Genomic DNA, 24,950 nt, shown 5'->3' on the forward strand with positions numbered 1-24,950 from the left:
CTCCGCAGGCAAGGCCGAAGCGTCCGGCGGGATGCCCGACCGCGTTCGGCAGCCCCATCGTCGGCGCTGGAAGGCGGCGGCCGTGTCGACGGGGCAGACGAGAAAGGGCCGGGATAGCCCAAGACGGGCCGCGCTGTCGCCTGGAATGGACGGTTTCACACGGCGTCGCTACACGGCGCCGCCGACCGGTCAGCGAGTCGGAAGCGCCTTGCCGAAATAGAGGGTGCCGGGAAGAGGGCTGTTCCAGTAGGGCGGGATCTCGGCGAAGCCAAGAGCGCGGTACAGGCGGATCGCAGCATCCATCTGCGGCAGCGTATCGAGGAGGATCTCGCGGTACCCCGCCGTCGCGGCGAAGCCTATGACGGCACGGGCCAGGCTCCGACCCGCTCCGGTGCCACGACCCTCAAGGCGCACGTAGAGCCGCTTGATCTCGCAGGCCCCGGGCCGATCGAGTGGCCGAAGGCCAATGCAGCCGAGAACCGTACCCTTCTCGTCGCGCGCCAAGAGGATCGTCCCCCGCGGTGGCGCATACTTTCCGGGTAGCGTCGCGAGTTCCGCGTCGAACCCTTGCAGCGCGAGATCGACCTCGAGAGAGCCGGCATAGTCGCGGAACAGGGCGCGAACCTGATCGAGGTCGCTATCCGTCTCCACAGGAGTGATCGCCAGGGCCACGAAACAACACCGGAACGTTTGCTGCCGGAGCCGTGTGGCCCGGGATTCCCAAACGATCAAGCGGCGACGTCCTGGGACTCCCCATTCCCATCGGCCGGTACCTCGAGCTCCGCTTCTTCCGCGACCAGGGCCTCGGCCAGATCGGCGCTGAGGCCGAACCGCGCCGCGACGTCCGGGGCGTAGCGCAGGAGGTCGGACCTGAGCTTGATCAGGCTCACGTCCTTGGCCTTACCCTCCAGCATCACGTCGAAGTCGAAGCCGGCGACGTCCCGCATGAAGCGCGCGAACTCGAAGGGGTTCGTGAAATCCGCATGACCCGTCCAGACCGGAGGGAGCTGGACGCTCTTCTTGCGTTTCGTCTTCGGGTCGATCCGTTGCAATTGCCGGAACTCGGTCCGGGGCGAGGAGAAATGCAGCTTCGGCATCACCCTCTCGGGCCAGGTCCTGAGGATGCGACCGACGGTCTCCACCATGTCGAGCCCTTCGGGGTTCAGGCACCAGTGATGCTGGTAGTCGAAGATCAGCCGGACGCCGGTCCGCTCGTGGATCCACAGGACATCGGCAGCGCTGAAGCGGAGATCGTCGTGCTCGAGCACGAGCCGCCGCCGGACATGCTCGGGCAGCGTGGACCAGGTCTCCACCCAACGGGCGCGGCTCGTTTCGAGATCGCCATAGACGCCCCCGACATGGGTGACGACGACCGCCTCTGGGCCGAGCTCCATCCGGTCGAGCATCTCGGATTGCGACGCGAGGTCGGCGATGCTCCTCCGGGTGAGATCCGGATCGGGGCTGTTCAGGAGCACATATTGCGAAGGATGGAAGGAGAGGCGGATGTCGAGGCGCCGCGCTTTCGCACCAATGGCTCTCAGTTCGGCATCGCTCTCCCGGACCATGCCATGGAATTGCGGCATGTCCGGGTGCGTCGCGTAGGGCGCGAGGTCGGAGGCCATCCGGTACATCCGGATCGCGTGCCGATCGAGATGGTCGAGGATCGCGTCCACCAATTCGAGCGACGTCCTGAGGTGCGGGCCCTTCTGCCAGCGCCGCGTGTCGTTGCTCTTGAGATCCGGGCGACGCATCACCTTGACGGGAAAGCCGAGCCGGAGCGGGCGCGGCGTCACGAAGAAGGGCTCCTGCGGATGGAACTCATCCTTTCTTCAGCGCATCCGGCTTGTGCACGGCCTCCTTGCCGGACTTGTCGCTCTTCACCCGGTATTGCGGCTCCTCCTTGCTGGCCTTGGCCGTATGGCCGCCCGCCTTCGTCGTGCCGGTCTCCTTCTTGACGACCTTGCCGTGGGTTTCGCCCTGAGGCGTGTCCCACGTCACCTTGTCTCCCACCTTGAGCGTCGTTGCCATGGATCGACCTCCTGCAGATGCACGACAACGCCGCGGCAAAGCGGGGTTCCGGGACCGCGGCCTCACGATCCCGTGCCGTCCGGACCCCGCACTTCACGCAAGACCGGAACCGGGTACGCGGCTTGCACCCGGCCGTGCTTCTCCGTCAGAAGCTGGCCGGGATTCTGAGCGTGAGGGGTATTGGGCGACGATGACGCGCTTATCGGTCGACATCGGCGGGACATTCACCGACCTCGTCCTCGAGACGGAGGGGCGCCGGCACGCCCGCAAGGTGCTGACCACGCCGCGCGCGCCGGAAGAGGCCGTGCTGGCCGGGACGCGGGCGCTCCTCGGCGATGCAGGCCGTGCCTTCGGCGATATCGCGGTCTTCGTCCACGGGACCACGCTCGCCACGAATGCCATCATCGAGCGGAAGGGCGCGCTGACGGCGCTCGTCGCGACGGAAGGATTCCGCGACGTCGTCGAGATCGCCGACGAGGGCCGCTACGATCAATACGACGTCTTCATCGACAAGCCGGTGCCGCTCGTGCCCCGGCGGCTCCGCTTCACCGTGCCGGAGCGCATCGACGTCGAGGGCCGGGTTCGGCTGCCGCTCGACGAGAGCGCGGTGCGTGCGGTCGCCGCGCAGCTCCGCGAGGCAGGCGTGCAGTCCGTCGCTGTTGCTTTGCTGCACGCCTATCGCAACGGCGATCACGAGCGCCGGATCCGCGACATCCTCCAGGCGGAATGTCCCGACCTCGCCGTGACGCTCGCCTCCGAGGTCGCCCCCGAGATCCGCGAATACGAGCGCACCTCCACGGCCATCGCGAACGCCTATGTCCAGCCCATGATGGCCGGCTATCTCGGCCGTCTTGCAAAGGCGTTCGCAGCCGAGGGTTCGCGCGCGCCGATCCACCTCATGACGTCCGGCGGCTCGCTCGCGAGCCTTGAGACGGCGCGGCGTTTCCCGATCCGGCTGGTCGAATCCGGCCCTGCCGGAGGCGCCATTCTGGCGGCCGGGATCGCGGCCGAGCGCGGGCTCGCGAAGGTGCTGTCCTTCGACATGGGCGGGACCACCGCGAAGATCTGCCTGATCGAGGATGCGAAGCCGCTGACGTCGCGCAGCTTCGAGGTCGACCGTGCCGCGCGCTTCCTCAAAGGCAGCGGATTGCCGGTCCGCATTCCGGTGATCGAGATGGTCGAGATCGGAGCGGGCGGCGGTTCGCTCGCCAGGCTCGACGCGCTCCGTCGGATCACCGTCGGGCCGGATTCTGCCGGCTCGGAGCCCGGGCCGGCCTGCTACGGCCGGGGCGGCACCATCCCGACGGTCACGGATGCCGATCTCGCCCTCGGCCGCATCGATCCGGGGCGATTTGCCGGTGGCTCGATCGCCCTTTCGCCGGCGGCCGCGGAAGCCGCTATCCATGCCGCGATCGGTGCTCCGCTCTCGCTCGACCTCCCGGCCGCTGCGTATGGCATCGTCGAGATCGTCGACGAGAACATGGCCAATGCCGCCCGGGTGCACGCGGTCGAGCGCGGTCTCGTCGCGGCCGACCACGTCCTCGTCGCCTTCGGCGGCGCGGCGCCGCTCCATGCCTCGCGGCTCGCCGAGAAGCTCGGTATCCGGCGCGTCGTGGTGCCGGCCGATGCCGGCGTGGGTTCCGCGATCGGTTTCCTCCGGGCGCCCGCCGCCTACGATCTCGTCCGCAGCCGCTACATGCGGCTCGACCGCTTCGATCTCGCGGCCGCGAACGATCTCCTGGCCGCCATGGCGGCAGAGGCCGGTGCGCTCGCAGCGAGCGCGGCGGGCTCTCGCCCGCTCACGGAGCGCCGGCTCTGCTTCATGCGCTATCTCGGTCAGGGCCACGAGATCCCGGTCGCTTTGCCCGGGCGCGACCTTACCGAGGCCGATATCGACGGCCTCAGGGCCTCGTTCGAAGCGGAATACGGGCAGCTATTCCAGCGGCCCATTCCCGGAGCGACGATCGAGGTCCTGAGCTGGGCCGTCCGGATCGGCACGGAAGAGGAGGCCGCCGACATCTTGCCCGACGCGGCGCCGTGTGCCGGCCCCGACGCGATCGGCCGGCGGCGCGTGATCCTCGATGGTGGTGGCGCGGCGACTGAGGTCGCGGTCTATGCCCGTTCCGACTTCGCGCCGGGCGGCACGATCCGGGGACCGGCGCTCATCGTGGAAGAGGGCACCTCCACCTTCGTGGGTGCCTTGTTCCGCGCCCAGATGGATGGGGGCGGGGCGCTTGTGCTGGAGCGCGTCTTGTCATGAGCGGTGCCTGCCTGATCCAGAATCCGCTCACCCCGGCGAAAGCCGGGGTCCAGCGCGCACGACACAGCTGGGTGCCGGCTTTCGCCGGCATGAGCGGCAGGGTGCGCTCATCCCGCGGAGGAGACCTCGCATGACAGCACAGCCCGGCGAGATCGAACTCCAGGTGATGTGGAGCCGCCTGATCTCGGTCGTCGAGGAACAGGCCCAGGTGCTGATCCGCACCGCCTTCAGCCCGATCGTGCGGGAATCCGGCGACCTCTCGGCCGGCATCTTCGACCGGCAGGGCCGGATGCTAGCCCAGGCCGTCACCGGCACGCCCGGCCACGTGAACTCGATGGCGGAGGCCGTCCACCATTTCATCGCCCGCTTCCCGCTCCACACGATGCGGGAGGGCGACATCTACATCACGAACGATCCCTGGATGGGGACGGGCCACCTCAACGATTTCGTCCTGACGACGCCCTGCTTCCATCGCGGCCGGCTCGTCGGGCTGTTCGCCTGCACGAGCCACCTCATGGATATCGGCGGGCTCGGCGTCGGCCCGGACGCGACCGACGTGTTCATGGAGGGGCTCTACATCCCCCACCTCAAGCTCGCCGAGGAGGGCCGCCTCAACGAGACCCTGATGGCGATGATCCGGGCCAATACTCGCCTGCCGGTCGATACGGAGGGCGACACCTATTCGCTCGCCGCCTGCAACGACATCGGCTGCCGCCGGCTCGTCGAGATGATGGAGGAGTTCGGGCTCGATGATCTCGACACGCTCGCCGACCATATCTGCAGCCGCTCCGAAACTGCGGTCAGGGAGGAGATCGCCCGGCTGCCGCGCGGGCGCTGGTCCTACGAGATGACGATCGACGGCTACGACGAGCCGGTCACGCTCCGGGCGACGACCACCGTCTCGAACGACGGCATCCACGTGGATTACGCCGGCACGAGCCCGGTGTCCGGGCGCGGCATCAACGTGCCCCACGCCTACACGACGGCCTACACGGTCTTCGGCCTCGGCTGCATCGTGGCCGCCCGCATTCCGAACAATGCCGGATCGCTGAAACCGCTCACGGTCTCCGCACCCGCCGGCTCGATCCTGCATGCCGAGAAGCCGGCTCCGGTCTCGGTGCGGCACATCACCGGGCAGATGCTGCCCGACATGGTCTTCGGCTGCCTGCGCCAGGCCGTGCCGGACCGCGTGCCGGCCGAGGGCACGTCCTGCCTCTGGAACCTGAACCTGCGCGGCCGCACCGCCGATGCGAACGGCAATTTCGGCTTCTCGACGACCTTCGTGTCGAATGGCGGCACCGGCGCCCGGCCCACCAAGGACGGGCTCTCGGCCACGGCCTACCCGTCCGGCGTGAAGGGGACGCCGGTCGAGATCGCCGAATCCCTCGTGCCGCTGATCTGGTGGCGGAAGGAGTTGCGGCCGGATTCCGGCGGAGCCGGGCGCCATCGCGGCGGGCACGGTCAGGTGATCGAGATCGGAAGCGCCATCGACGAGCCTTTCGAGCTTCTTGCCGCGCTCGACCGGATCGACCATCCCGCCCGCGGCCGTGACGGCGGCGGCGACGGCGCGCGCGGCACCATCCGGCTCGCATCGGGCCAGGGTCTTCGCGGAAAAGGCCTGCAGCGCATCCCGCCCGGCGATTGCCTGGTGCTGGAGACGCCGGGCGGCGGCGGATTCGGCGATCCGGCTGAGCGTGCGGCCGAGCGCGTCGCGCGGGATGCCGAGGATGGGCTGTCGCGGCCCTGATAGAGCGGGCGCGCTCCGTCTCCCGCAAGGGGGAAGCGGGCGGGCTTGAATGTCGCTCCTGCCCGGCGCTTGCCGCAAGGAAACCGCCGGTCCAGTCTCCCTCGCCCGACCGAGACGCGGGAACCGGAGAAGTCTGTCGTGGCCGCCAATGTCCTCGTCCCCCTGCTTCTCCTCGCCATGATCCTTCCCGCCTCGGCCCAGACGAGCGATCCCCCCGCGACCGTGATCCTCGGCACCGCAACGCCGGGTGGCGGGTTCCCGGTCTATGGCGCGGCCTTTGTCGAGACCGTTCGGGAGTTCGATCCGACGCTGATGGTCGAGCCCCGCAACACCAAGGGGTCGACCGAGAACATCCCGCTCCTCGAAGCCGGCGCAATCGATATCGGGCTGGTCCAGGGCGAGCCGGCCTACGAGGCCCTGTCCGGCAGCGGCGGTCGGCCCCCGTCGAGCCTCAAGGTCCTGGCGGCGATGTATTCGACGCCCGGGATGTTCGTCGTGCGGGCGGACAGCCCGGTTCGGACCATTGAGGATTTGCGCGGCAAGCGGGTCGCGCTCGGGGCCAAAGGCTCCGGGCTGACCATCCTCGGCCGTCTCGTGCTCGAGGCGCTTGGCCTCGATCCCGATCGGGACGTCGAGCCCGTCTATCTCGACCGGGCCGGCGACGGGCCGGCCATGGTGCTGGACGGTCGGGTCGCCGCGCTCTGGGGCGGCGGGATCGGCTGGCCGGGCTTCACGGCCCTCGCGGCCTCGCCGGGCGGGGCCCGCTTCGTTCCGCCCTCCGAGGACGGCATCGCCCGCATCCTTGCCAGGCACCCGACCATGCGGAGGCTGACCGTACCGGCAGGCATCTATCGCGGGCAGGACGCGCCGATCGCGTCCGTCGGTTCCTGGAGCCTCGTCCTGGTGCGGCCCGGTCTGGATGAGCTGGTGGCGTTCCGCCTCGCGCGCGCACTCGACCAGGGGCAGGCTGCGATCGCCCGCCGCCTGCCGCAAGCCTCCGAGACGACGCCGGCGAACACCGTCGCGGCCGTGCCGGCTGGGTGGCTGCATCCCGGCGTGGCGCGCTATCTCGCGGGCGCGGGGCACGGCCCGAGATAGGGCGGCTTTACGCCGGCACGCGCGCGGTCGGGAGTTCGGCGAAGCGGCCCTGGCCCGGCGCCGCGGCGAAAAGGGCCTGCGTGTAGCTGTGCTGCGGATCGCCGAAGATCGCCGCAGACGGTCCTATCTCGACGACCTTGCCGTTCAGCATCACGGCGACGCTGTCGCAGATCCGGGCCGCGACCCTGAGGTCGTGGGTGATGAAGAGGATCGCGAGACCGAATTTCTCCCGCACCGACTCGAGGAGGTCGAGCACCTGGCCCTGCACCGAGACGTCGAGGGCCGAGACGGCCTCGTCGGCGATCAGCAGCTCGGGTTCCATGGCGAGGGCGCGGGCGATCGCGATGCGCTGGCGCTGCCCGCCTGAGAATTCGTGCGGGAAGCGGTCGAGGCTTGCGGAATCCAGCCCGACGAGCTGCAAGAGGGAGCGGGCCCGCTCGTAGGCTTCGACACGGCCCGTGCCGTAATTCATGGGCCCCTCGACGATCGATTTCCCGATCGTCCGGCGCGGGTTCAGCGACCTGTACGGGTCCTGGAAAATTACCTGGATGCGGCGGCGGTAGGGGCGGAGGGCCCGGACTGGCTTCATGCCGATCTCTTCGCCGTCGAGCCGGATCTCGCCGCCGGACGGATCGACGAAGCGGGCGATGCAGCGGGCGAGGGTCGACTTGCCGGAGCCGGATTCGCCGACGATGCCCAGCGTCTCGCCGCGTCGGAGCGCGATCGTAACCTCGTCCAGCGCCTTGATCACGCGTTTCGGGCCGCGGCTGAAGAGGCCGTCGCCATAGACCTTCACGAGGTCCTGCGTGACGAGGATCGGCGCGGAATCGGTGATCGCGCGGGCGGGACCCGGTATCGCCTTCGGCACCGCGTTGATCAGCATCCGGGTATAGGCTTCCTGCGGCCGGGTCAGGATCTCGTCGGTCGAGCCTTCTTCCACGACGCGGCCGGCCCGCATGACGACCACCCGGTCCGCGATTTCGGCCACGACCCCGAAATCGTGGGTGATGAACAGGATGCCGGACGAGTGCCGCGCCTGGAGTTCGCGCATCAGCTTCAGGATCTGGGCCTGGGTGGTCACGTCGAGCGCGGTGGTGGGTTCGTCCGCGATGATGAGCGCGGGCTCGTTCGCGAGCGCCATCGCGATCATCACACGCTGGCGCTGGCCGCCGGAGAGCTGGTGCGGATAGGCCCGGGCGAGCGTGGCCGGGTCCGGCAGCCGGACGTCGTCCATCAGTTCGCGCACGCGCGCTGCCTTGTCGGCCCGGGACAGCTTCGTCGTGTGCCATTCCAGGGCCTCGGCGATCTGGTCTCCGACCGGGATGACGGGGTTCAGGGCCGTCATCGGCTCCTGGAAGATCATCGCCATGCGGCTGCCGCGCAGCTCGCGGAGCCGTCCCTTGCCGATCGCGAGCACATCCTCGCCCTGGAGCAGGATCCTGCCGCCGGTCGGTTTCAGGGCATTCGGCAGGAGGCCCATGATCGAAAAGGCCGTCACGGACTTCCCGGAGCCGGATTCACCCACGACGCAGACGATCTCGCGCGGGCGTACCGTGAGGCGGATGTCCTCGATCGCGTTCGGGCGCTCCGCTCCGCGAGGGAGCGCCACGGTGAGACGCTGGATGTCGAGAACCGGGGCTTCGCTCACCGCATGTTCCCCACGCGGCGGGCGAGACGGGGATCGAGCGTGTCGCGGAGACCGTCGCCCAGGATGTTGATCGCCAGCACGGTCGCGGCGACGCAGAGGCCCGGGAAGAGGATGATCCAGGGCGCGATCTGGAAGCTCTGGCGGCCCTCGGCCATGATGTTGCCCCAGCTCGGGATCTCGGTCGGGATGCCGGCGCCCAGGAAGGACAGGATCGCCTCGGTCAGGATCGCGGCGCCGCAGATATAGGTCGCCTGCACGATCAAGGGCGCGATCGTGTTCGGCAGAACGTGGCGCCAGAGCACGAGCGGCAGCGGCGTGCCGACGCCGATCGCGGCCTCGACATAGGGTTCCTCCCGGACCGTCAGTACGACCGAGCGGACGAGGCGGGCGACACGCGGGATCTCCGGGATGGTGATGGCCACGATGACGGTCCCGATCCCGGCGCCCGACAGCGTCACCATGGCGATGGCGAGCAGGATGGACGGGATCGCCATCACGCCGTCCATGATCCGCATGATGATCGCGTCGAGGATGCGGGTGTAGCCGGCGACGAGCCCGATCAGCGTGCCGATCGTGACCGAGACGGTCGCGACCGCGAAGCCGATCAGGAGAGACACGCGGGCCCCGTAGATGACGCGGCTGTAGACGTCGCGGCCGAACTGGTCGGTGCCGAGCCAAGCGACGCCTGACGGCGCCCGCAGGCGGAACCGAGGCCGGAGCAGGATGGGGTCGCCCGTCCCGAGAAGCGGGGCGGCGAGTGCCGCGAGGAGGACGATCGCGACGACGGCGAGGCCGATCAAGATGCCGGGATTGCGCAGGACGCGCGGCAGGCCGCGGGCGCGTCGCACGGGTGCCGGGGCGGCGAGGATGGGTTCGGCGGCAGTCAATACCGGATCCTCGGATCGAGGAAGGTGTAGGCGACGTCGATGCCGAGATTGATCAGCACGTAGAGGGCCGAGAAGAGGAGGATCACGCCCTGGATCACCGGGTAGTCCCGCGCCAGCACCGAATCCACCGTGAGGCGCCCGAGGCCCGGCAGGTTGAACACGCTCTCGGTGATGACCACCCCCGAGATCAGGAGCGCGATGCCGATGCCGATGACCGAGATGATCGGCACCGCGGCATTGCGGAGCGCGTGGTGGCTGAGGACCGAGCGCTCCCCGACGCCCTTGGCGCGGGCGGTCCGGACGTAATCCTCGCCCAGCGTCTCCAGCACGCTGGCCCGTGTGATGCGGGCGATGAGCGCGATGTAGATGACGGAGAGCGTCAGGGTCGGCAGGACCAGCCGCGAGATGAAAGGGCCGAAGCCTTGCGAGAGGCTGGAATAGCCCTGGACCGGGAAGAGGCGGAGCTCCATCGCTAGGCCGAAGATCCAGAGATAGCCGAGCACGAAGACCGGGATCGAGAACCCAATCACCGAGAGCGCCATCACGCTCCGGTCGATCCAGGTATTGTGCCGCCAGGCGGCCAGCACCCCGAGCGGCACGGCGACCACGATCGCGAACAGGATCGTCGTCGTGGCCAGCGCGAGGGTGGGCTCGATCCGCTCGCCGATCAGTTTCGCGACCGGCTGGTTCGAGATGATCGAGGTCCCGAGATCGCCGCGGAGGAGCCGCCAGATCCAGTCGGCGAACTGGATGAGGATCGGCTGGTCGAGCCCGAGCCGGGTGCGGATCGCCGCGATCTGCTCGGGCGTCGCGACGTCGCCGGCCAGGATCGCGGCCGGGTCGCCGGGCGCGAGTCTGAGAAGCAGGAAGACCACGGTCGCCACGACCCCCATGACCGGGATCGTGGCGAGGATACGGCCGGTGAGAAAGCGGCCCACGAGCTGACCCTGGCTATTTCTTCTCGATATTCCAGAAGACCGGCGCGGCCGCAGACAGAATGCCGGTGATGTTCTGCCGCGAGGCGATCGGGCTCGTATACATGCCGGTCGGGTAGTAGAAGCCGAGCTCGTAGGCGCGCTTCTGGACCTCGGCCGCGATCTGCTTCTGCTTCGCAGGGTCGCTTTCGCGGGCATAGCTGTCGCGCATCTTCTCGATCTGGGCATCCTCGGGCCAGCCGAAGAAGCCGCCGACCTTGCCGCGCGCATTCGTGCCGACATTGGCGACCGGGTTCAGCATGTCGGCATTGACCCAGGTCGTGTGGAAGACGTTCCAGCCGCCCTGGGCGACAGGGTCCTGCTTCGCGCGCCGGCCGACGAGCGTCTGCCAGTCCATCGATTGCAGGTCGACATTCATGCCGATCGCTCGCAGCGCCTGGGCGGTGACGGGTGCGAGCGGCGCGACGATGGCGAGGTCGGTCGGCTGCATCATGACGATGGGCTTCCCGTCATAGCCGCCCTCCTTCAGGAGCGCCTTCGCCTTGGCGACATCCTGTTTCGGGAAGCCGGCATCGGTCTCGTTCGGGGTGCCGCAGATGAACATGCCGGGGCAGGTCCGCATGTAGTCCGGCTGGCCGATCTGGGCGTCGAGGTAATCGTCCTGCTTGAGGGCCAGCATGACGGCCTGCCGGATCTTGACGTTGTCGAAGGGCGGCTGCGTCCAGTTCATCCGCATCATGCCGGAGAAGCCGAGCTTGTTGTAGTCCGTCAGGACGATGCCCTTCTCCTTCTTCAGGATCGGAATGAAATCGTGCGGCGGCTGCTCGATATAGTCGATCTCGCCATTGATGAGGGCGTTCACGGCCGACTGGTAGTCCGGGATGTTGATCCACTCGACCCGGTCGAGCTTCGCGACCTTGCCGCCCGCCATGAAATCGGCCGGCTCGGAACGCGGCACGTAGTCGGTGTTCTTCTCGTAGACGACCTTGAGGCCCGGCTGGAATTCGGCGGCCACGAAACGGAACGGCCCGGAGCCGATCTCCTCCTTCACGTTCTGGTCGGCCGGCGTCTCGGCCATGCGCTTCGGCATCATGAAGGGCACGTTCGAGGACGGCTTGCCGAGCGAGGCGAGGACGAGGCCGTAGGGCTCCTTCAGGACGAGCTTGAACGTCTTGTCGTCGGTCGCGACCATCTCCTTGGTGAAGTCCATGAGCTTCTGGCCCATGCCGTCGCGCTTGCCCCAGCGCTGGATGGACGCGATGCAATCCGCCGAGGTGACGGGCGCACCGTCATGCCATTTCAGCCCGTCCCGGAGGGTGAAGGTGTAGGTCAGCTTGTCGTCGGAGACGGTGAAATCCTTCACCATCTGCGGCTTGATCTCGAATTTCGAGTCCGTGGCAAACAGTGTGTCGTAGATCATGTAGCCGTGATTACGGGCGATATAGGCGGTCGTGATGATCGGGTCGGTGATCCGCAGGCCGGAATGCATCACGACCTTCAGGGCCGTCTTGCCCTGGGCAACGGCGGCGCCGGCGCCCAAGGCGACAGCCGCGGCGAGGGTCCAACCGAGAACGCGCGCGAGACGCGGGCCCCTACCTGATCTCATGACGTGCACTCCTCCGACCGCAGGCGACCTGATCGCCTCCCCGCATCATGCACGAGGCGGGCCAGAGGGCCAGATGCCTTCGTCCTCAGCGAAGCGTCGCGAGCAGCCCGGCGAAGAGCCTGGCCCGGTCGACCAGGCTCCGCACGTCGATATTCTCCTCGAGCGTATGGTGCTTCTCGCCGACGGGCCCGAGCCCATCGAGGGTCGGGATGCCCATCGCGCCCGTGAAATTGCCGTCGGAGCCGCCGCCGGCCGAGCCATGCGGCAGGTCCTGGCCGAGGGATTGGGCGATGGCCTTCGCGGTCTCGTAGAGGGCCATCGTGCCGGAATCCGGCTCCCAGACCGGGCGGGTCACGCCGCGGGTGACCGTGAAGGTGACGTCGTCCTGCGACCCGGAGAGGGCGAGCATGCGCTCGACGCCCCGATCGAGGTCGGCCTGCCGCTTCGCCATGGAGAGCGCCTGCCCGGTGCAGGTCGTCGGCACGCAATTCACCCAGGTGCCGCCCTGCACGACCCCGACCGAGAAGGTGCAATCCTCCGAGGTCATGGCCTCGATGTCGAGGAGCCGCCGCGCCATGGTCCGGATCGCCGAGCGGCCCTGGGCGAGGGTCGCGCCCGCGTGGCTCGGCCGGCCCGTGGCCTCGAGATCGAAGCGCGCGATCGCGTAGCGGCCGGTCACGACGCCGTTTTCGGCCCGGCCCGGCTCCGGCACGAGGATGTAGCGATGCCGCGCGGCTTCCGCCTCGATCAGGTCGCGGGTCGCAGGCGAGCCGATCTCCTCGTCCGAGGTGAACAGCACCGTGACGGGCAGGGGCGTGGCCTGCCCGGCGCGGGCGAGCTGCCGGATGGCTTCGAGGGCAAGGTAGTTCCCGCCTTTCATGTCTCCGATGGCGGGTCCGTAGCAGCGCTCGCCCTCACGCCGGAAGGGGAGCCGGGCGAGGGTGCCGACCGGATGGACCGTGTCCATGTGGCCGAGGACCAGGATGCCGGCCTCGTCCCGCCGGGGATGCGGGAAGTGGGCCCGCACGCAATCGCCGAGCCCCATCCGGCCCGGGATCGTCTCGACGCTGGCGCCCATGATGGCGAGGTCGCGGGCGGCGAGCGCCATCATCCGGTTCACGGCGGCGGCGTCATAGGTGGGGCTCTCGCATTCCACCCACAGCCGGAGTCCCGCCAGCATCGTGGCGGCGTCGAAGGGAAGCTCGCCTGGGTTCATGAAGGGTCTCTCATGGCTCGTTCGCGCCGGCGAAGGGGTCGGCCTGCCTAGGCCAGAAGGGCGTGACCCGCTTCGTATATGGTATGGAGGCGTAATCCGGCGGGACGGCGCCCGGGGCCGAGACGTAGCGGATCTCGCGGGCGATCGGCGCGAAGGCGGCGTGGAAATGCTGCATCGACTTCACGACGACGAGGCGCTTGTCGGCGAGGGTCAGCCCGAGGCCCGTGAAGGCGTCCGGAGCGAAGGTCTGCTGCCGGTTGGTGGTGAGGACGATGTGGATCCCGTCCGCCTCGACCCAGGCCGACGGGCCGAGTAGCGCGCGCCCGCCGCTCAGGCCGAACTGGCTGTGGTCGTCGGAGAGCGCCCGGACCGTGACCCTGAGATCGACCGGATGGCCGGAGGCGGGCCCGCATTTGCCGCCGATCCGAAGGTCGAAGGTCGCTCCGAGGCCCGCCTCGCGGCAGATCGCGACCGCAGTCGGATCCCAGTAGAGGCCGGTCGCGACATCGCGGATGCCGCGCTCGACGAGCCGGCGCAGGATCGCGGTCGAGTCCGAGGAGGCTCCGGCGCCGGCATTGTCCGCAACGTCGGCCAGCACGATCGGGCCTTCGCCTCCCGCGGCGAGACCGCGATCGATGCCCTGGTCGATGGTGTCGTAGGGTGTGTCCGTCGCGAGCCTGAGGTCGAAGAACTCGCCAGCCAGCGTCCGGGCGAGGGTCTCGGCTTTCCACTGGTCGCCGTCCGCCACGACCACGACCTTCGCGCCGACATCGGCGACGTCGGCCCAGGGGAATCCGTGGCCGAGCGAGACGGACAGGATGCCGTCCCGGCCCTCGAGCGCGCTCATGTGCTCGACGAAGGCCCGCATGGGCGGGAAGGAAGTCCGCCACATGCTGATCATCCGGCAATCGGCGAAGGCCGTGACCGGCCGGATCTCGCCCCGGGCCGTCGCCATGCAGATCCGGTAGAGTTCGGGCGCCCGCAGCCCGATGTCGGTGTGCGGGTATTCCTTGAAGAGGACCGTCGCGTCGGCATTCGTCCGCATGATCTCGGTCAGGTGGCAATGGAGGTCGAGCTCGATCCCGACCACAGCCTTCGGGCCGACGATGGCCCGGACGCGGGCGAGCGTGTCGCCCTCGCAATCGTCGTAGCCGTCCGCCACCATGGCCCCGTGCATGAAGAGAAGCACGACATCGACCGGCATCGCGGCTTCGAGGTCGGCCAGCAGCGTATCCCGCAGGTCCTCGTAGACCGACCGGAGCGTGGTGCCGCCCGGCTGCGCGAAGGTCGAGAGGCTCTCGGCCACCTCGTGCCCGTCGCGCTCGGCGAGCTCGCGCCAGGCGATCAACGGGATATTGCCGATCCGGGGCGGGTGCCGGCTGCCGTCGTCGCGAAAATACTCCCGCTCGAAGAAGGCCTTCCGGCCGGTCGGAAGCGGCGCGAAGGTGTTCGTCTCGGTCGCGAGCGTGGCGATGAAGAGCTTCACGGGAGGGTCCGGTTGGCGACAAAGGGCGAGCTTGCCCCGGGCCCGAAGGCGCGACAACCCGGCGCCAGCTGCGCTGCGTCATTCCAGAGCCGCATGGCAAAGCGCGAACGTGGGTTCGGGGAACCGGGTCCCGCTACTTCGTCTCCGCCACATAGACGCCCGCCCAGCCGGCCGGCGGCGGTTCCAGGTCGTAGGCGGCGATGCGCTCCATGTAGAGGTCGTAGAGGCCGTCGATGTCGAGCCCGGCCGCGAGTGCCTTGCAGGCGATTGCAAGGGAGAGCGCCTGGTCCCAATCCCGCGCCCGGTAGGCCGCGATCATCTCGGCATGGCCATTCGCGAGCGATGCGAAGGCGGGCTGCTCCCGGACGGAGGCGTCCCCGACGAGGGTCGAGATGATCTCCGGCTCGGTCTTGCCCTTGACCCGGATCAGGTCGACCTCGAGCACGGCGAACCGGTCCCGGATCGCGTCGGCCGTGGACGAGCCGAGGATGATGCGGATGCCGTAATTCTTCGACTGGCCCTCCAGCCGGGAGGCGAGATTCACGGTGTCGCCGAGGACGGAATAGTCGAAGCGCAAGTCGGAGCCCATATTGCCGACCACGCAGCGGCCCGTATTCAGCCCGATGCCCACATTGATCGGGACGAAGGCATGCCCGCCGACTTGCGTTGCTTCGGCCTCGCGCTCGGCATTGACCCGCCTCATCCGGGCGAGCATCTCGAGCGCGGCCCAGGCCGCATTCGCCTCCTGGTCGGGATCGTCGAGCGGCGCGTTCCAGAACGCCATGATGGCGTCGCCCATATACTTGTCGATCGTTCCCTTGCGGTTGAGGATCGCGTTCGTGAGCGGCGTGAGGAAGCGGTTCATCAGGGAGGTGAGCCCCTGGGGATCGTGCTTGAAGCTCTCCGAGATGCCCGTGAAGCCGCGCACGTCCGAAAACATGATGGTGAGGACGCGCTCCTCGCCGCCAAGCTTCAGCTTCTCCGGCGATTGGGCGAGCTGCTCGACGAGGGCGGGGGAGAGATACTGGCCGAAGGCGGACCGTATGCGGGCCCGTCCGAGCTGCTCGCGAAAGTAGTTCGTGAAGACGAGCGTCAGGTAGACGAGGAAGCTCGAGGCGAGCGGGAAGGTGGCGTCGAGCAGGATCCCGGAATGCGAGTAGCGGTACCATGAGGCCGCAGCCAGTGCAGCGGCCACCGCAGCTCCGAACAGGAGCAGGGTCACGGGGCCGAGGATCGGCGCGAACAGGATGATGGCGAAGGCGACCGCGATCGCGACCAGCAGTTCGATCACGACGGCGAAGTTCGGCACGACGAGGGTGGATCGGGTGAGGGCGCTTTCGAGAAGCTGCGCTTGGACCTCGACGCCCGGCATGGCGCGGTCGAGTGGGGTCGTCTTGTTGTCGAGGAGCCCGATCGCGGACGTGCCGACGAGCACGATCTTGTTCGTGAACCGGCCCGCCGGCACGGTCCCGGTCAGGACGTCCCGGGCCGAGACGAAGCGGGATGGATCGTGCGGGCTGAAATGCACCCAGATCTGCCCGTAGGAATCCGTCGGGAGTTCGAGGCCAGGCAGGACGACGCCCTGGATGCCGGCGGCGTCGCTCTTCACCAGGATCGCGCCCGCGCCCGTCAGGACGCGGAGGATGTCGAGGGTCAGGGTCGGGACGGTCTGCCCGTCCGCCTTCATCACCATCGGCACGCGCCGGACGATGCCGTCCGCTTCGGGCGCGATGGTGAAGAGCCCGCGGCCCGAAGCCGCCTGCTCCAGCACCGGCACGTTCCGCAGCAATCCCGGATAGCTTCTGATGAAGCGGGACGGGTCCGGCCCCATCATGGCGAAGCCGGTCTGGGGCAAGGGCTCCGAAACCGCGACCTCGACCCTCTCGGCGAGTGCGGTCTGGCCGAGGATGACCCGTGACGCCCGCATCGTGTCGGCCAGGACCTGATCGTTGGAGGGCAGGGCCCGCAACGCGTCGCGGGTGGCGGAATCGAGATTCGGCAAGGCATCCGCAACGAGCGCCGGAGAGAGCCGGTCCGGCTCGGCGAAGACGATGTCGAAGGCCACTACGATCGCGCCCATCCGGGTAAGGCGCGTCACGAGTTCGGCGACGCGCGTGCGGGGCCAAGGCCATTGACCGATCTCGCGCAGACTTGCCTCGTCGATGTCGACGATCAGGACCGGCTGCTGCGCCAGAGGCACCCGGGGCTTCAGCGCCTGATACGCGTCGAAGGTCCGCAGCCGGAGCGCCTCGACCGGCGGCGGGTCCCAGATTCGGACGGCGATCAGCAGCGCCATCAGCGCGCAGGCGAGGGCCCGGCCGAGGCCGAAGCGCCGGCCCCACCGCTTCCATCCAGGAAGCAAGGGGCGGCCGCGAGGCGCCGCCGGCGCCGTGTGCGCCCAGGACTCGCCGGCGGAGGCGGGACCATCGCGACGAAGCCGGGGCAGTGACGCGGACATGGTCGCGGCCTAGCTCGTCGACCGGACGGGGTTCAGCATCGCGGGCTCCTGAACCCCCGCTCCCGTGGCGGCGGCCTTCGCGTCGTCGATGGCGTGGCCTTCCGGTCGACGCGACCGAGTGTAGCATGTGGCCCATGACGGTCCACTCGCGAGGCGTCCGTCACGGAACCTTCATGGCTGTCATGCGACGAGGACGAGCGACGCTGCCCGGCGAGTTCGTGGCCCCGGTCCAATTCTTGAACTCGTACCAACTTGTCGCCGACATCTTTCTTAACGACGAGCATCGACCGGATCGCCGCGGCATCGCGTTGCGGGTCCGGTCGTGCGATTGTAGCAGCCACGATGAAGTGCCGGGGGGACGGCTTCGGCCGCCGTATCAGACCATGATCCAGCCGACGCTCTCTCCTCCTCGCAGGCCGACCTGTCACGTCAGCGGTGGACGCGGATCGCAGGCCGGAACGGCGGTCCACGCCCATGTCTGACCGGGCGCTGACCGCGCCGTCGGCCGCCGGCCCTGCCCCCGGGCCGTCCAACCTGAGCTCGATCCTGCTTCGGTTCCGAGGGGTGCTCCTCGCCGTTGCGGCCATGAGCGGGGTCGTGAACGTCCTCTACCTGACCGGCTCGTTCTTCATGCTCCAGGTTTATGACCGCGTGATCCCGAGCAGGTCCTTTCCGACGCTTATCGCCCTGTCGGTCCTGGCGCTCGCACTCTTCGCGTTCCAGGGGGTGATCGACTTCCTGCGAGGCCGCGTGCTCGTCCGCATGGCGGGCGCGCTCGACGCCGAACTCACGCCCAAGGTCTTCGGCATCGTGACGAGGATGCCGTTGCGGTTCAAATCGGTCGGCGACGGGCAGCAGCCGCTGCGCGACCTCGACACGGTCCGCAACTTCCTGATCGGAGCCGGGCTGATCGCCTTCTTCGACCTTCCCTGGATCCCGATCTACCTTTTCTTCTGCTTCATGTTCCATCCCGCGATCGGCTGGACCGTGGTGATCGGCGCCATCCTCCTCGGTGCGATCGCCTTCGCGACCGAGGTGAAGACCCGAGGGCCCGTGCAGCGCATGTCGAGTTTGGGCTCGCGGCGCGGTGCGCTGGCCGAAGCCGGGCGGCGCAACGCCGAAGTCGTGAACGCGATGGGAATGGGTCCTGGCCTCACCCGTATCTGGGGCGAGGTCAATGACCAGTACATGTCGCAGCAGCAGCGGAGTTCCGACGTCGGAGGCGGACTTGGCGCCCTCACGAAATTCTTTCGCATGGTTCTGCAATCGGGCGTGCTGGCGCTCGGCGCCTATCTCGTGATCGAGGGGCAGGCGTCGGGTGGGATCATCATCGCGAGTTCCATCCTGACCGCGCGCGCGCTGGCGCCCGTCGAACTCGCGATCGCGAATTGGCGCGGCTTCGTGGGCGCCCGGCAGGGTGCGAAACGGTTGTTCGCGACCCTCGCCGCCATGCCGGACCGGTCGGTCCCGGTCGCGTTGCCGGTGCCCAGCCAAAGCCTTCGGCTCGAAGCCGTGAGCGTGACCCCGCCCGGCGTGCCGCAATTTGTGGTGCAGGACGTGAGTTTCAGCCTGAAGGCGGGGCAGGGCCTCGGCATCATCGGCCCGTCCGCGTCAGGCAAGTCCTCGCTCGCGCGCGCCATCGTCGGTGCGTGGCCGCCGACCCGCGGAAAGATCCGACTGGACGGGGGCGCCTACGATCAATGGGAGCCGGCCATCCTCGGCCAGTATATCGGCTACCTGCCGCAGGACGTCGAACTCTTCGCCGGAACGGTGGCGGACAACATCGCCCGTTTCGCGCCCGTCTCGGACGACGCCGCCGTGATCGACGCGGCCCGCAAGGCCGGGGTCCACGACCTCATCCTGCGCCTGCCGGACGGCTACGGCACCGCGATCGGCGAGGGCGGGGCGGCGCTGTCGGCGGGCCAGCGCCAGCGTATCGGGCTTGCGCGCGCCCTCCATGGGGACCCCTTCCTCATCGTCCTCGACGAGCCGAACTCGAATCTGGACCAGGAGGGCGAGGAGGCGCTGACGCGGGCCATCGCCGGCGTCCGCGAACGGAATGGCATCGTGATCGTGGTCGCGCATCGCGGCTCCGCGCTCGCCGCCGTGGACCAGGTCATGGTCATGGCGGACGGCCGCGTTCAGGCGTTCGGCCCGAAGGAGGAGGTCCTCCAGAAGCTCCTTCGACCGGCGGGGCCGCCGCTGACCGTGGTGGGCGCCGCCGAAGCAGGAAAGGGCAGGGCATGATCTTATCCGCCGTCGAGCCTCCTCGCGACCTCTACAAGCCGGCGATCCGGCGCTACCTGCTCGGCGGGCTCGCCGCGACGGCCCTCCTCCTCGGAGGCGTGGGCGGCTGGGCCGCGACGACCCAGATCGCCGGGGCGGTCGTCGCCTCGGGCTCGCTCGTGGTCGAATCCAGCGTCAAGAAGGTTCAGCATCCCACCGGCGGCGTCGTCGGCGACCTCCGGGTCCGCGACGGGGACCATGTCGAGGCCGGCGCGATCCTGCTCCGGCTCGACGACACCCAGATGCGGGCGAACCTGGCCATCGTGACGAGCGCCCTCGACGAACTCTCAGCCCGCGGCGCGCGGGACGAGGCCGAGCGGGACGCCCGCGAGACGATCGCCTTCCCCGAAGACCTGCTCCAGCGCGCCGGCCGTGACCCGGTGGTCGCCCGGCTGATCGATGGCGAAACCCGCCTGTTCCGTATCCGGGCCGAGAGCCGCGAGGGCCAGAAGGCTCAGCTTCGCGAGCGCGCGGGCCAGCTCGACGAGGAGATCCGCGGGCTGATCGGCCAGGCGAAGGCGAAGGAGCGCGAGATCGCCTTCATCAAGCAGGAACTCGAAGGCGTCCGCGAATTGTGGCGCAAGAACCTGATCCAGCTGCCCCGCCTCACCGCGCTCGAGCGCGATGCCGTCCGGATCGAGGGCGAGTACGGTGCCCTTACCGCCCAGACCGCGCAGGCCAAGGGCAAGAAGGCCGAGATCGCACTCCAGATCATCCAGATCGATTCCGATCTCCGGAGCGAGGTCGGCAAGGACTTGGCCGAGATCAGGGGCAAGGTCTCCGAACTCAGCGAGAAGAAGGTCGCGGCCGAGGACACCCTGAAGCGGATCGACATCCGGTCGCCGCAATCCGGCACCGTCCACCAGCTCGCCGTGCACACGATCGGCGGCGTCGTCACGCAGAGCGAGCCGATCATGTTGATCGTGCCCGATGCGGACCAGCTCACCGCCGAGGTGAAGATCCAGCCCCAGGATATCGACCAGCTCCATCCTGGTCAGCGGGCGGTGATCCGCTTTGCGGCCTTCAACCAGCGCACCACCCCCGAATTCTCCGGCACGGTGAAGACCATCTCGGCCGACACCACCGCGGACCAGAAGACGGGCCTCACCTTCTACACGGTCCGGATCTCGCTCTCGCTCGAGGAGATCGCCCGGGCCGGCGACTTCCGGCTGGTCCCCGGCATGCCGGTCGAAACCTTCATCCGCACCGTCGACCGGACGGTGCTGTCCTACCTGATGAAACCCATGTCCGATCAGGTCCAGAAGGCGTGGCGGGAGCGCTGACCCGGACCGTCGGGTGTGAGCCCTTACTCGGCCGGCGCGGCCACGGGCGGGGTCTCTGACATTCGAGACCTGGGGAACCAGGCACCCTTCGCGACGGCCGCGGCATTGACGATCCCGATCGTGAGAAGACCCAGCCCGAGCGCGACGTAGACGCCGTCGAGACCGGCCCCGAGCCTGAGGGCGAGCCAGCCGCCACCGACCGAAACGAGGACCCGACCGAGCCCCGCGACGAGCGGCCAGCCCACCCGGCCAGCACCCTGCGACGCGAAATAGAGCGCGAGCCCGCCCCCGAAGAAGCCGTAGAAGGGTCCGACGATCTGCAGGTAGCGCGTGCCCGTGGCGATCATTGTCGGATCGTCGCCGAACAGGCCGAGCCAGGCTCCCGGGTTCAACGCGGCCGCAAGCCCGACGGCCTCGGTCAGCAGGCCGGCGATGAGCGCGCCGGTCCAGGCCGTGCGGAGCGCCCGCCGGCGGTCGCCCGCTCCGATCGCGGTCCCGACCATGGCGCCGAGGGGAGCACCCAGTCCGAAGACGAGTGGAACGAGGAGATATTCGAGCCTCGCTCCGGTTCCGAACCCGGCGACGGCCTCGGGTCCGAAGGCGCCGGCGAAGCCGGTCGCGGCCGCGATCGTGACGTTGGTCGTGAGGCTCACGATGGCGGACACGGTCCCGACGCGGAGGATCGCGGCGGCCGGCTCCCATCGGAAGCGAGGCGGGCGCCGCGAGGGCGCGAGCACGCCGCGGCCGGACCAGAGATAGGCGGCAAAGACGGCGGTGCCGACGACGTAATAGGCCACGAACGCGACCCCGCCGCCGACGATGCCGAGCGCCGGCACCGGGCCCCAGCCGAAGATCAGGGCCGGGGAGGCCGGGATCAGGATGGCGGCGCCCACGACCATGATGCCGGCCGGCAGCAGCATGTTGCCGGTTCCCCGGATCACGGCGGCGAGAGAGTTGAACAGCCAGACGAAGAGGGCGCCCGAGAAAACGACGCCCGAATAGGTGACCGCAGCCGCATAGGACTCGTCCCGGCCCCCCAGCGCGGCGTAGAGGCTCGGGCCGAAGAGCAGCGCCAGGATGGTCGTCGCCAAGCCGAAGCCGGTCGCGATGGCGAGCGCGTACCAGACCAGCGTGTCGGCTTCGGCCTGACGGCCGGCTCCGAGCGCTCGCGCGATGGCCGACATGATGCCGCCGCCCATCGCGCCGGCCGAGATCATCTGGATCAGCATCACAAGCGGGAAGACGAGCGCCATGCCGGCGAGCGCATCCGTCCCGAGAGCGGCCACGAAATAGGTCTCGATCAGGCCGATCGAGGCCTGGACCATCATCACGACGACGTTGGGTGCGGCGAGCCGCAGCAGCGTCGGGCCGATCGGGGCTTCGAGGAGGCGGCGGGTACGGGCGTCCATGGAGGCTCCTCAAGGCATGAGCGCATATACACGCTTTGGATCAGCGCGCATATGCGCTTATGGTGCGCCATGAGTACCGACATGCCCGCCGAGCGGGTCGCCTCAGGCTGCAACTGCTTTGCGATCCGGTCGGCAGCCCGGCAGGCGACCCAATTCTACGACCGCCACCTCGCGCCTTCGGGTCTCCGCACGACCCAATTCTCGCTCCTGGCGACGCTCGCCCGACTAGGCCCGCTCGCGATCAATGAACTCGCGGCCCGGATGGCCATGGACAGGACCACGATGGGCCGGGCGCTTCGCCCCCTCGAGCGCGAAGGGCTCGTCCGGATCGGACCCGGCCGGGACGGGCGCACGCGTGCGCTCGACGTCACCGACACCGGACGCGAGCGCGTGACCGCCGCTCAGCCGCTCTGGCGCGCCGCCCAGGACGCGTTCGAGGGCCGTTACGGGAAAGAGGAGGCGGCGGCCCTCAGGGCGGCGCTGGCCCGCGTGCACGAGCTGGCCTAACCCGCGGCTCAGCCCCCAAGACCCTCGTCGGCCAGCGCCTTCGCGACGGCGGGCCTCGCCTTCATCCGCGCGTAATGCGCGGCGCAATTGGCCGGCAGCTCCATACGCATGCGATCGGCGCCCCAGAACTCGACATAGAACAGGGCGGCGTCGGCGATCGAGAACGTCCCGGCGACGTAGTCGCGCCCGGCGAGTGTCTGGTCCATCACCTTCAGACCTTTTTCGAAGATCTCGCGCCCGCGTGCCTTCACGGCGTCGTGGTCGGCCTCGTTCGGCGCGAAATTCGCGGGCCGGAACATGCGCGAGAAGCCCTGCATGTGGATCGTGGACACCACGAAATCCATGGCTTCGAGCGCGCGCGCCTCGCCCTCGGGATCCTCGGGCAGCAGGTTCTTGTCCTTGTTCGTCCGCGCGAGCCAAGTCGCGATAGCCGGGAACTCGGTCAGGGCGGAGCCGTCGTCCCGCACCAGGGTCGGGACCTTCGACTTCGGATTGATGGCCGTGAAGGCGGGCTTGTATTGCTCGCCTTCCGACAGTGTGAGCTTCCCGAGTTCGTAGGGCTTGCCGATTTCCTCCATCAGCACGTGGATGCCGAGCGAGCAGGCGCCGGGAGCGTAATAGAGCTTCATGTCGTCCTCCGGGATGATGCGTGTCGATACGTCGATCCGGCGGCCGTGGCGAGGCCGGACCTCGACGTGCCGAGGCGCGGCCCCGGGAGAGACGAGCCGCTAGCGGCCGGTCTCCTGCTTCAGGTGATCGATGCGCTTCGAGGCCTCGGCCTTCTCGAGGTCGGGCTCGAAAGCGTCCGGGTCGTGCGCCTGTTCGGACAATGTCTTCAGGTAGGAGGCCTGGGCGCCCGTCATCGGCTCGTGGCCGGTCACCCAATCGTCCGGATCCTTGATCTGGTTCGAATTCGCGCCGTCCGGGGCGATCTTCGGATTGTCGGCTTCCGCCGCCGGGGCCCCCTGGGACTGGGCCTGCCCGCTCTTGTCGTTGCTGCTACCTGCCATCACGGCCTCGCGTGTTCCTGGAATGTTCCGGTCGAACGCGCGAGGCCGGACGGATGTTCCCGTCCGTTTCGGCTGGGACAGGCCGTCAGGCGGCATTCGCCTGGGGCCTCACAGCGGCGCTGTAATCCTCGACCAGGGTCTGGGAGATGTTGCCCGGCTGGAAGCGATGCGGGCCGATCTCGGAGACGGGCGTGACCTCGGCCCCGGTGCCGCAGATGAAGCATTCGTTGAAGGCCGACAGCTCGTCCGGCATGATCCGGTGCTCGACCGTCTCGATGCCGCGGCTCCGGGCGAGGTCGATCACGGTGCGTCGCGTGATGCCGTCGAGGAAGCAATCGGCGATCGGCGTGTGCAGCTGGCCGTCGCGGGTGAAGAACACGTTCGCGCCGGTGCATTCGGCGACCCGGCCCTGCCAGTCGAGCATGAGCGCGTCGGCATAGCCCTTACGTTCGGCCGCATGTTTCGAGAGCGTCGCGATCATGTAGAGGCCGGCCGCCTTGGCGGAGCTCGGGGCGGTGCGGGGATCGGGCCGACGCCATTCGGCCAGGTCGAGCCGGATGCCCTTCATCTTCGTCGCCATGTCGAACATCGACGGCCAAGGCCACACGCCGATCGCGACATGCACCGTCGCGCTCTGGGCAGCCACCGCCATCATCTCGGAGCCGCGCCAGGCGACGGGCCGCACATAGACATTCGGATCGCCGTTCTTCTCGACGCAGAGCGCCTTCGCGGCGTCGAGCTCGGCCACGGAATAGGGGATCTCGAAATCCATGATCTCGGCCGAGTGCCGGAAGCGTTCGGAATGCTCGGTCGACTTGAAGATCGTGCCGTCATAGGCGCGCTCGCCCTCGAAGACCGAGGAGCCGTAATGAAGGCCGTGCGAGAGGACGTGGAGCTTGGCGTCCTGCCACGGCACGAGCTCGCCGTCGAACCAGATCCAGCCCTCGCGCTGGTCGAAAGCCACCACGCTCATGCACGTCTCCTCTCCGCCGGATCGGGCGGGCCGCAGGAGTCCTCTCCCGTCTTCGGGCCCGACGGTTGACGGCTAGCCGGCACCCTGGAATATGTCAACAAAGCTGACATATC

Annotated in this window: 20 protein-coding genes; 6 read left to right on the top strand and 14 right to left on the bottom strand. The window is 68.7% G+C overall.

Annotation, left to right across the window (positions count from 1 at the left end; all coding sequences use genetic code 11):
* Positions 1-189 precede the first annotated feature (189 nt).
* From ACFE87_RS14535 to ACFE87_RS14545, 3 genes are all read right to left on the bottom strand, one after another.
* Positions 190-651 (bottom strand): GNAT family N-acetyltransferase, encoded by a 462-nt coding sequence (locus ACFE87_RS14535; protein ID WP_375460362.1) that lies wholly within the window; start codon positions 649-651, stop codon positions 190-192.
* A 77-nt stretch (positions 652-728) separates the two neighbouring features.
* Positions 729-1,793 carry a UV DNA damage repair endonuclease UvsE gene (uvsE, locus tag ACFE87_RS14540; protein WP_375460363.1) on the bottom strand — a complete coding sequence of 355 codons (1,065 nt, stop codon included), beginning with the start codon at positions 1,791-1,793 and terminating at the stop codon, positions 729-731.
* 25 nt (positions 1,794-1,818) lie between these two features.
* Positions 1,819-2,028: a DUF2945 domain-containing protein gene (locus ACFE87_RS14545; protein ID WP_375460364.1), complete on the bottom strand. Its 210-nt coding sequence runs from the start codon at positions 2,026-2,028 to the stop codon at positions 1,819-1,821.
* A gap of 190 nt (positions 2,029-2,218) precedes the next feature.
* Here ACFE87_RS14545 and ACFE87_RS14550 point away from each other — a divergent pair, with 190 nt between their 5' ends.
* The 3 genes from ACFE87_RS14550 (at position 2,219) to ACFE87_RS14560 (ending at position 7,133) form a co-directional block, all read left to right on the top strand.
* Positions 2,219-4,288, top strand: coding sequence for a hydantoinase/oxoprolinase family protein (locus ACFE87_RS14550; protein ID WP_375460365.1), 2,070 nt, complete (start codon positions 2,219-2,221; stop codon positions 4,286-4,288).
* A 130-nt stretch (positions 4,289-4,418) separates the two neighbouring features.
* A complete protein-coding gene (locus ACFE87_RS14555; protein WP_375460366.1) occupies positions 4,419-6,035 on the top strand; it encodes a hydantoinase B/oxoprolinase family protein in 1,617 nt (538 codons plus the stop codon).
* A gap of 138 nt (positions 6,036-6,173) precedes the next feature.
* Positions 6,174-7,133: a TAXI family TRAP transporter solute-binding subunit gene (locus tag ACFE87_RS14560; RefSeq protein ID WP_375460367.1), complete on the top strand. Its 960-nt coding sequence runs from the start codon at positions 6,174-6,176 to the stop codon at positions 7,131-7,133.
* A gap of 7 nt (positions 7,134-7,140) precedes the next feature.
* On the opposite strand, the gene ACFE87_RS14565 is transcribed toward ACFE87_RS14560, so the two are convergent.
* From ACFE87_RS14565 to ACFE87_RS14595, 7 genes are all read right to left on the bottom strand, one after another.
* Entirely contained in the window at positions 7,141-8,781 is a 1,641-nt protein-coding gene (locus tag ACFE87_RS14565) for an ABC transporter ATP-binding protein (protein WP_375460368.1), read from the bottom strand.
* Positions 8,778-9,668 (bottom strand): ABC transporter permease, encoded by an 891-nt coding sequence (locus ACFE87_RS14570; RefSeq protein WP_375460369.1) that lies wholly within the window; start codon positions 9,666-9,668, stop codon positions 8,778-8,780. Before ACFE87_RS14570 ends, ACFE87_RS14565 begins: the two co-directional genes overlap by 4 nt.
* Positions 9,665-10,606: an ABC transporter permease gene (locus tag ACFE87_RS14575; RefSeq protein WP_375460370.1), complete on the bottom strand. Its 942-nt coding sequence runs from the start codon at positions 10,604-10,606 to the stop codon at positions 9,665-9,667. The genes ACFE87_RS14570 and ACFE87_RS14575 overlap by 4 nt, the downstream gene beginning before the upstream one ends.
* Before the next feature lie 13 nt (positions 10,607-10,619).
* Complete coding sequence (locus ACFE87_RS14580) at positions 10,620-12,209, bottom strand: ABC transporter substrate-binding protein (protein WP_375460371.1); 1,590 nt, start codon at positions 12,207-12,209, stop codon at positions 10,620-10,622.
* A gap of 85 nt (positions 12,210-12,294) precedes the next feature.
* Positions 12,295-13,425 carry a M20/M25/M40 family metallo-hydrolase gene (locus ACFE87_RS14585; RefSeq protein ID WP_375460372.1) on the bottom strand — a complete coding sequence of 377 codons (1,131 nt, stop codon included), beginning with the start codon at positions 13,423-13,425 and terminating at the stop codon, positions 12,295-12,297.
* A 10-nt stretch (positions 13,426-13,435) separates the two neighbouring features.
* Complete coding sequence (locus ACFE87_RS14590; protein ID WP_375460373.1) at positions 13,436-14,911, bottom strand: M81 family metallopeptidase; 1,476 nt, start codon at positions 14,909-14,911, stop codon at positions 13,436-13,438.
* A gap of 133 nt (positions 14,912-15,044) precedes the next feature.
* Positions 15,045-17,207 (bottom strand): CHASE2 domain-containing protein, encoded by a 2,163-nt coding sequence (locus tag ACFE87_RS14595; protein WP_375460400.1) that lies wholly within the window; start codon positions 17,205-17,207, stop codon positions 15,045-15,047.
* 636 nt (positions 17,208-17,843) lie between these two features.
* On the opposite strand from ACFE87_RS14595, the gene ACFE87_RS14600 reads away from it, so the two are divergent.
* Complete coding sequence (locus tag ACFE87_RS14600; RefSeq protein WP_375460374.1) at positions 17,844-19,616, top strand: type I secretion system permease/ATPase; 1,773 nt, start codon at positions 17,844-17,846, stop codon at positions 19,614-19,616.
* Positions 19,613-20,938: an HlyD family type I secretion periplasmic adaptor subunit gene (locus ACFE87_RS14605; RefSeq protein ID WP_375460375.1), complete on the top strand. Its 1,326-nt coding sequence runs from the start codon at positions 19,613-19,615 to the stop codon at positions 20,936-20,938. The genes ACFE87_RS14600 and ACFE87_RS14605 overlap by 4 nt, the downstream gene beginning before the upstream one ends.
* Positions 20,939-20,961: 23 nt before the next feature.
* Here ACFE87_RS14605 and ACFE87_RS14610 read toward each other — a convergent pair whose 3' ends face one another.
* The gene (locus ACFE87_RS14610) at positions 20,962-22,347 is read right to left on the bottom strand and encodes an MATE family efflux transporter (protein ID WP_375460376.1); all 1,386 of its coding nucleotides are present in this window, start codon (positions 22,345-22,347) and stop codon (positions 20,962-20,964) included.
* A gap of 69 nt (positions 22,348-22,416) precedes the next feature.
* On the opposite strand from ACFE87_RS14610, the gene ACFE87_RS14615 reads away from it, so the two are divergent.
* Positions 22,417-22,854 (top strand): MarR family winged helix-turn-helix transcriptional regulator, encoded by a 438-nt coding sequence (locus ACFE87_RS14615; protein ID WP_375460377.1) that lies wholly within the window; start codon positions 22,417-22,419, stop codon positions 22,852-22,854.
* Positions 22,855-22,862: 8 nt separating this feature from the next.
* Here the strand turns inward: ACFE87_RS14615 and ACFE87_RS14620 are convergent, their stop codons facing one another.
* The 3 genes from ACFE87_RS14620 to ACFE87_RS14630 all read right to left on the bottom strand — a co-directional run bounded on the left by ACFE87_RS14620 (position 22,863) and on the right by ACFE87_RS14630 (position 24,837).
* A complete protein-coding gene (locus tag ACFE87_RS14620; protein WP_375460378.1) occupies positions 22,863-23,483 on the bottom strand; it encodes a glutathione S-transferase family protein in 621 nt (206 codons plus the stop codon).
* A 99-nt stretch (positions 23,484-23,582) separates the two neighbouring features.
* A complete protein-coding gene (locus ACFE87_RS14625) occupies positions 23,583-23,864 on the bottom strand; it encodes a DUF3072 domain-containing protein (protein ID WP_375460379.1) in 282 nt (93 codons plus the stop codon).
* Positions 23,865-23,949: 85 nt separating this feature from the next.
* A complete protein-coding gene (locus ACFE87_RS14630; RefSeq protein ID WP_375460380.1) occupies positions 23,950-24,837 on the bottom strand; it encodes a branched-chain amino acid aminotransferase in 888 nt (295 codons plus the stop codon).
* Positions 24,838-24,950 lie beyond the last annotated feature (113 nt).

This window comes from uncultured Enterovirga sp. (genome assembly GCF_964242715.1).
Lineage (GTDB): Bacteria > Pseudomonadota > Alphaproteobacteria > Rhizobiales > Beijerinckiaceae > Enterovirga.

What these genes read in the sequence shown, in the direction of transcription:
- ACFE87_RS14625 (WP_375460379.1), bottom strand. Translation starts at nt 23,864, where the DNA reads ATGGCAGGTAGCAGCAACGACAAGAGCGGGCAGGCCCAGTCCCAGGGG.
- ACFE87_RS14555 (WP_375460366.1), top strand. Translation starts at nt 4,419, where the DNA reads ATGACAGCACAGCCCGGCGAGATCGAACTCCAGGTGATGTGGAGCCGC.
- ACFE87_RS14610 (WP_375460376.1), bottom strand. Translation starts at nt 22,347, where the DNA reads ATGGACGCCCGTACCCGCCGCCTCCTCGAAGCCCCGATCGGCCCGACG.
- ACFE87_RS14550 (WP_375460365.1), top strand. Translation starts at nt 2,219, where the DNA reads ATGACGCGCTTATCGGTCGACATCGGCGGGACATTCACCGACCTCGTC.
- ACFE87_RS14585 (WP_375460372.1), bottom strand. Translation starts at nt 13,425, where the DNA reads ATGAACCCAGGCGAGCTTCCCTTCGACGCCGCCACGATGCTGGCGGGA.
- ACFE87_RS14605 (WP_375460375.1), top strand. Translation starts at nt 19,613, where the DNA reads ATGATCTTATCCGCCGTCGAGCCTCCTCGCGACCTCTACAAGCCGGCG.
- ACFE87_RS14615 (WP_375460377.1), top strand. Translation starts at nt 22,417, where the DNA reads ATGAGTACCGACATGCCCGCCGAGCGGGTCGCCTCAGGCTGCAACTGC.
- ACFE87_RS14600 (WP_375460374.1), top strand. Translation starts at nt 17,844, where the DNA reads ATGTCTGACCGGGCGCTGACCGCGCCGTCGGCCGCCGGCCCTGCCCCC.
- ACFE87_RS14580 (WP_375460371.1), bottom strand. Translation starts at nt 12,209, where the DNA reads ATGAGATCAGGTAGGGGCCCGCGTCTCGCGCGCGTTCTCGGTTGGACC.
- ACFE87_RS14620 (WP_375460378.1), bottom strand. Translation starts at nt 23,483, where the DNA reads ATGAAGCTCTATTACGCTCCCGGCGCCTGCTCGCTCGGCATCCACGTG.
- ACFE87_RS14545 (WP_375460364.1), bottom strand. Translation starts at nt 2,028, where the DNA reads ATGGCAACGACGCTCAAGGTGGGAGACAAGGTGACGTGGGACACGCCT.
- ACFE87_RS14630 (WP_375460380.1), bottom strand. Translation starts at nt 24,837, where the DNA reads ATGAGCGTGGTGGCTTTCGACCAGCGCGAGGGCTGGATCTGGTTCGAC.
- ACFE87_RS14595 (WP_375460400.1), bottom strand. Translation starts at nt 17,207, where the DNA reads ATGGCGCTGCTGATCGCCGTCCGAATCTGGGACCCGCCGCCGGTCGAG.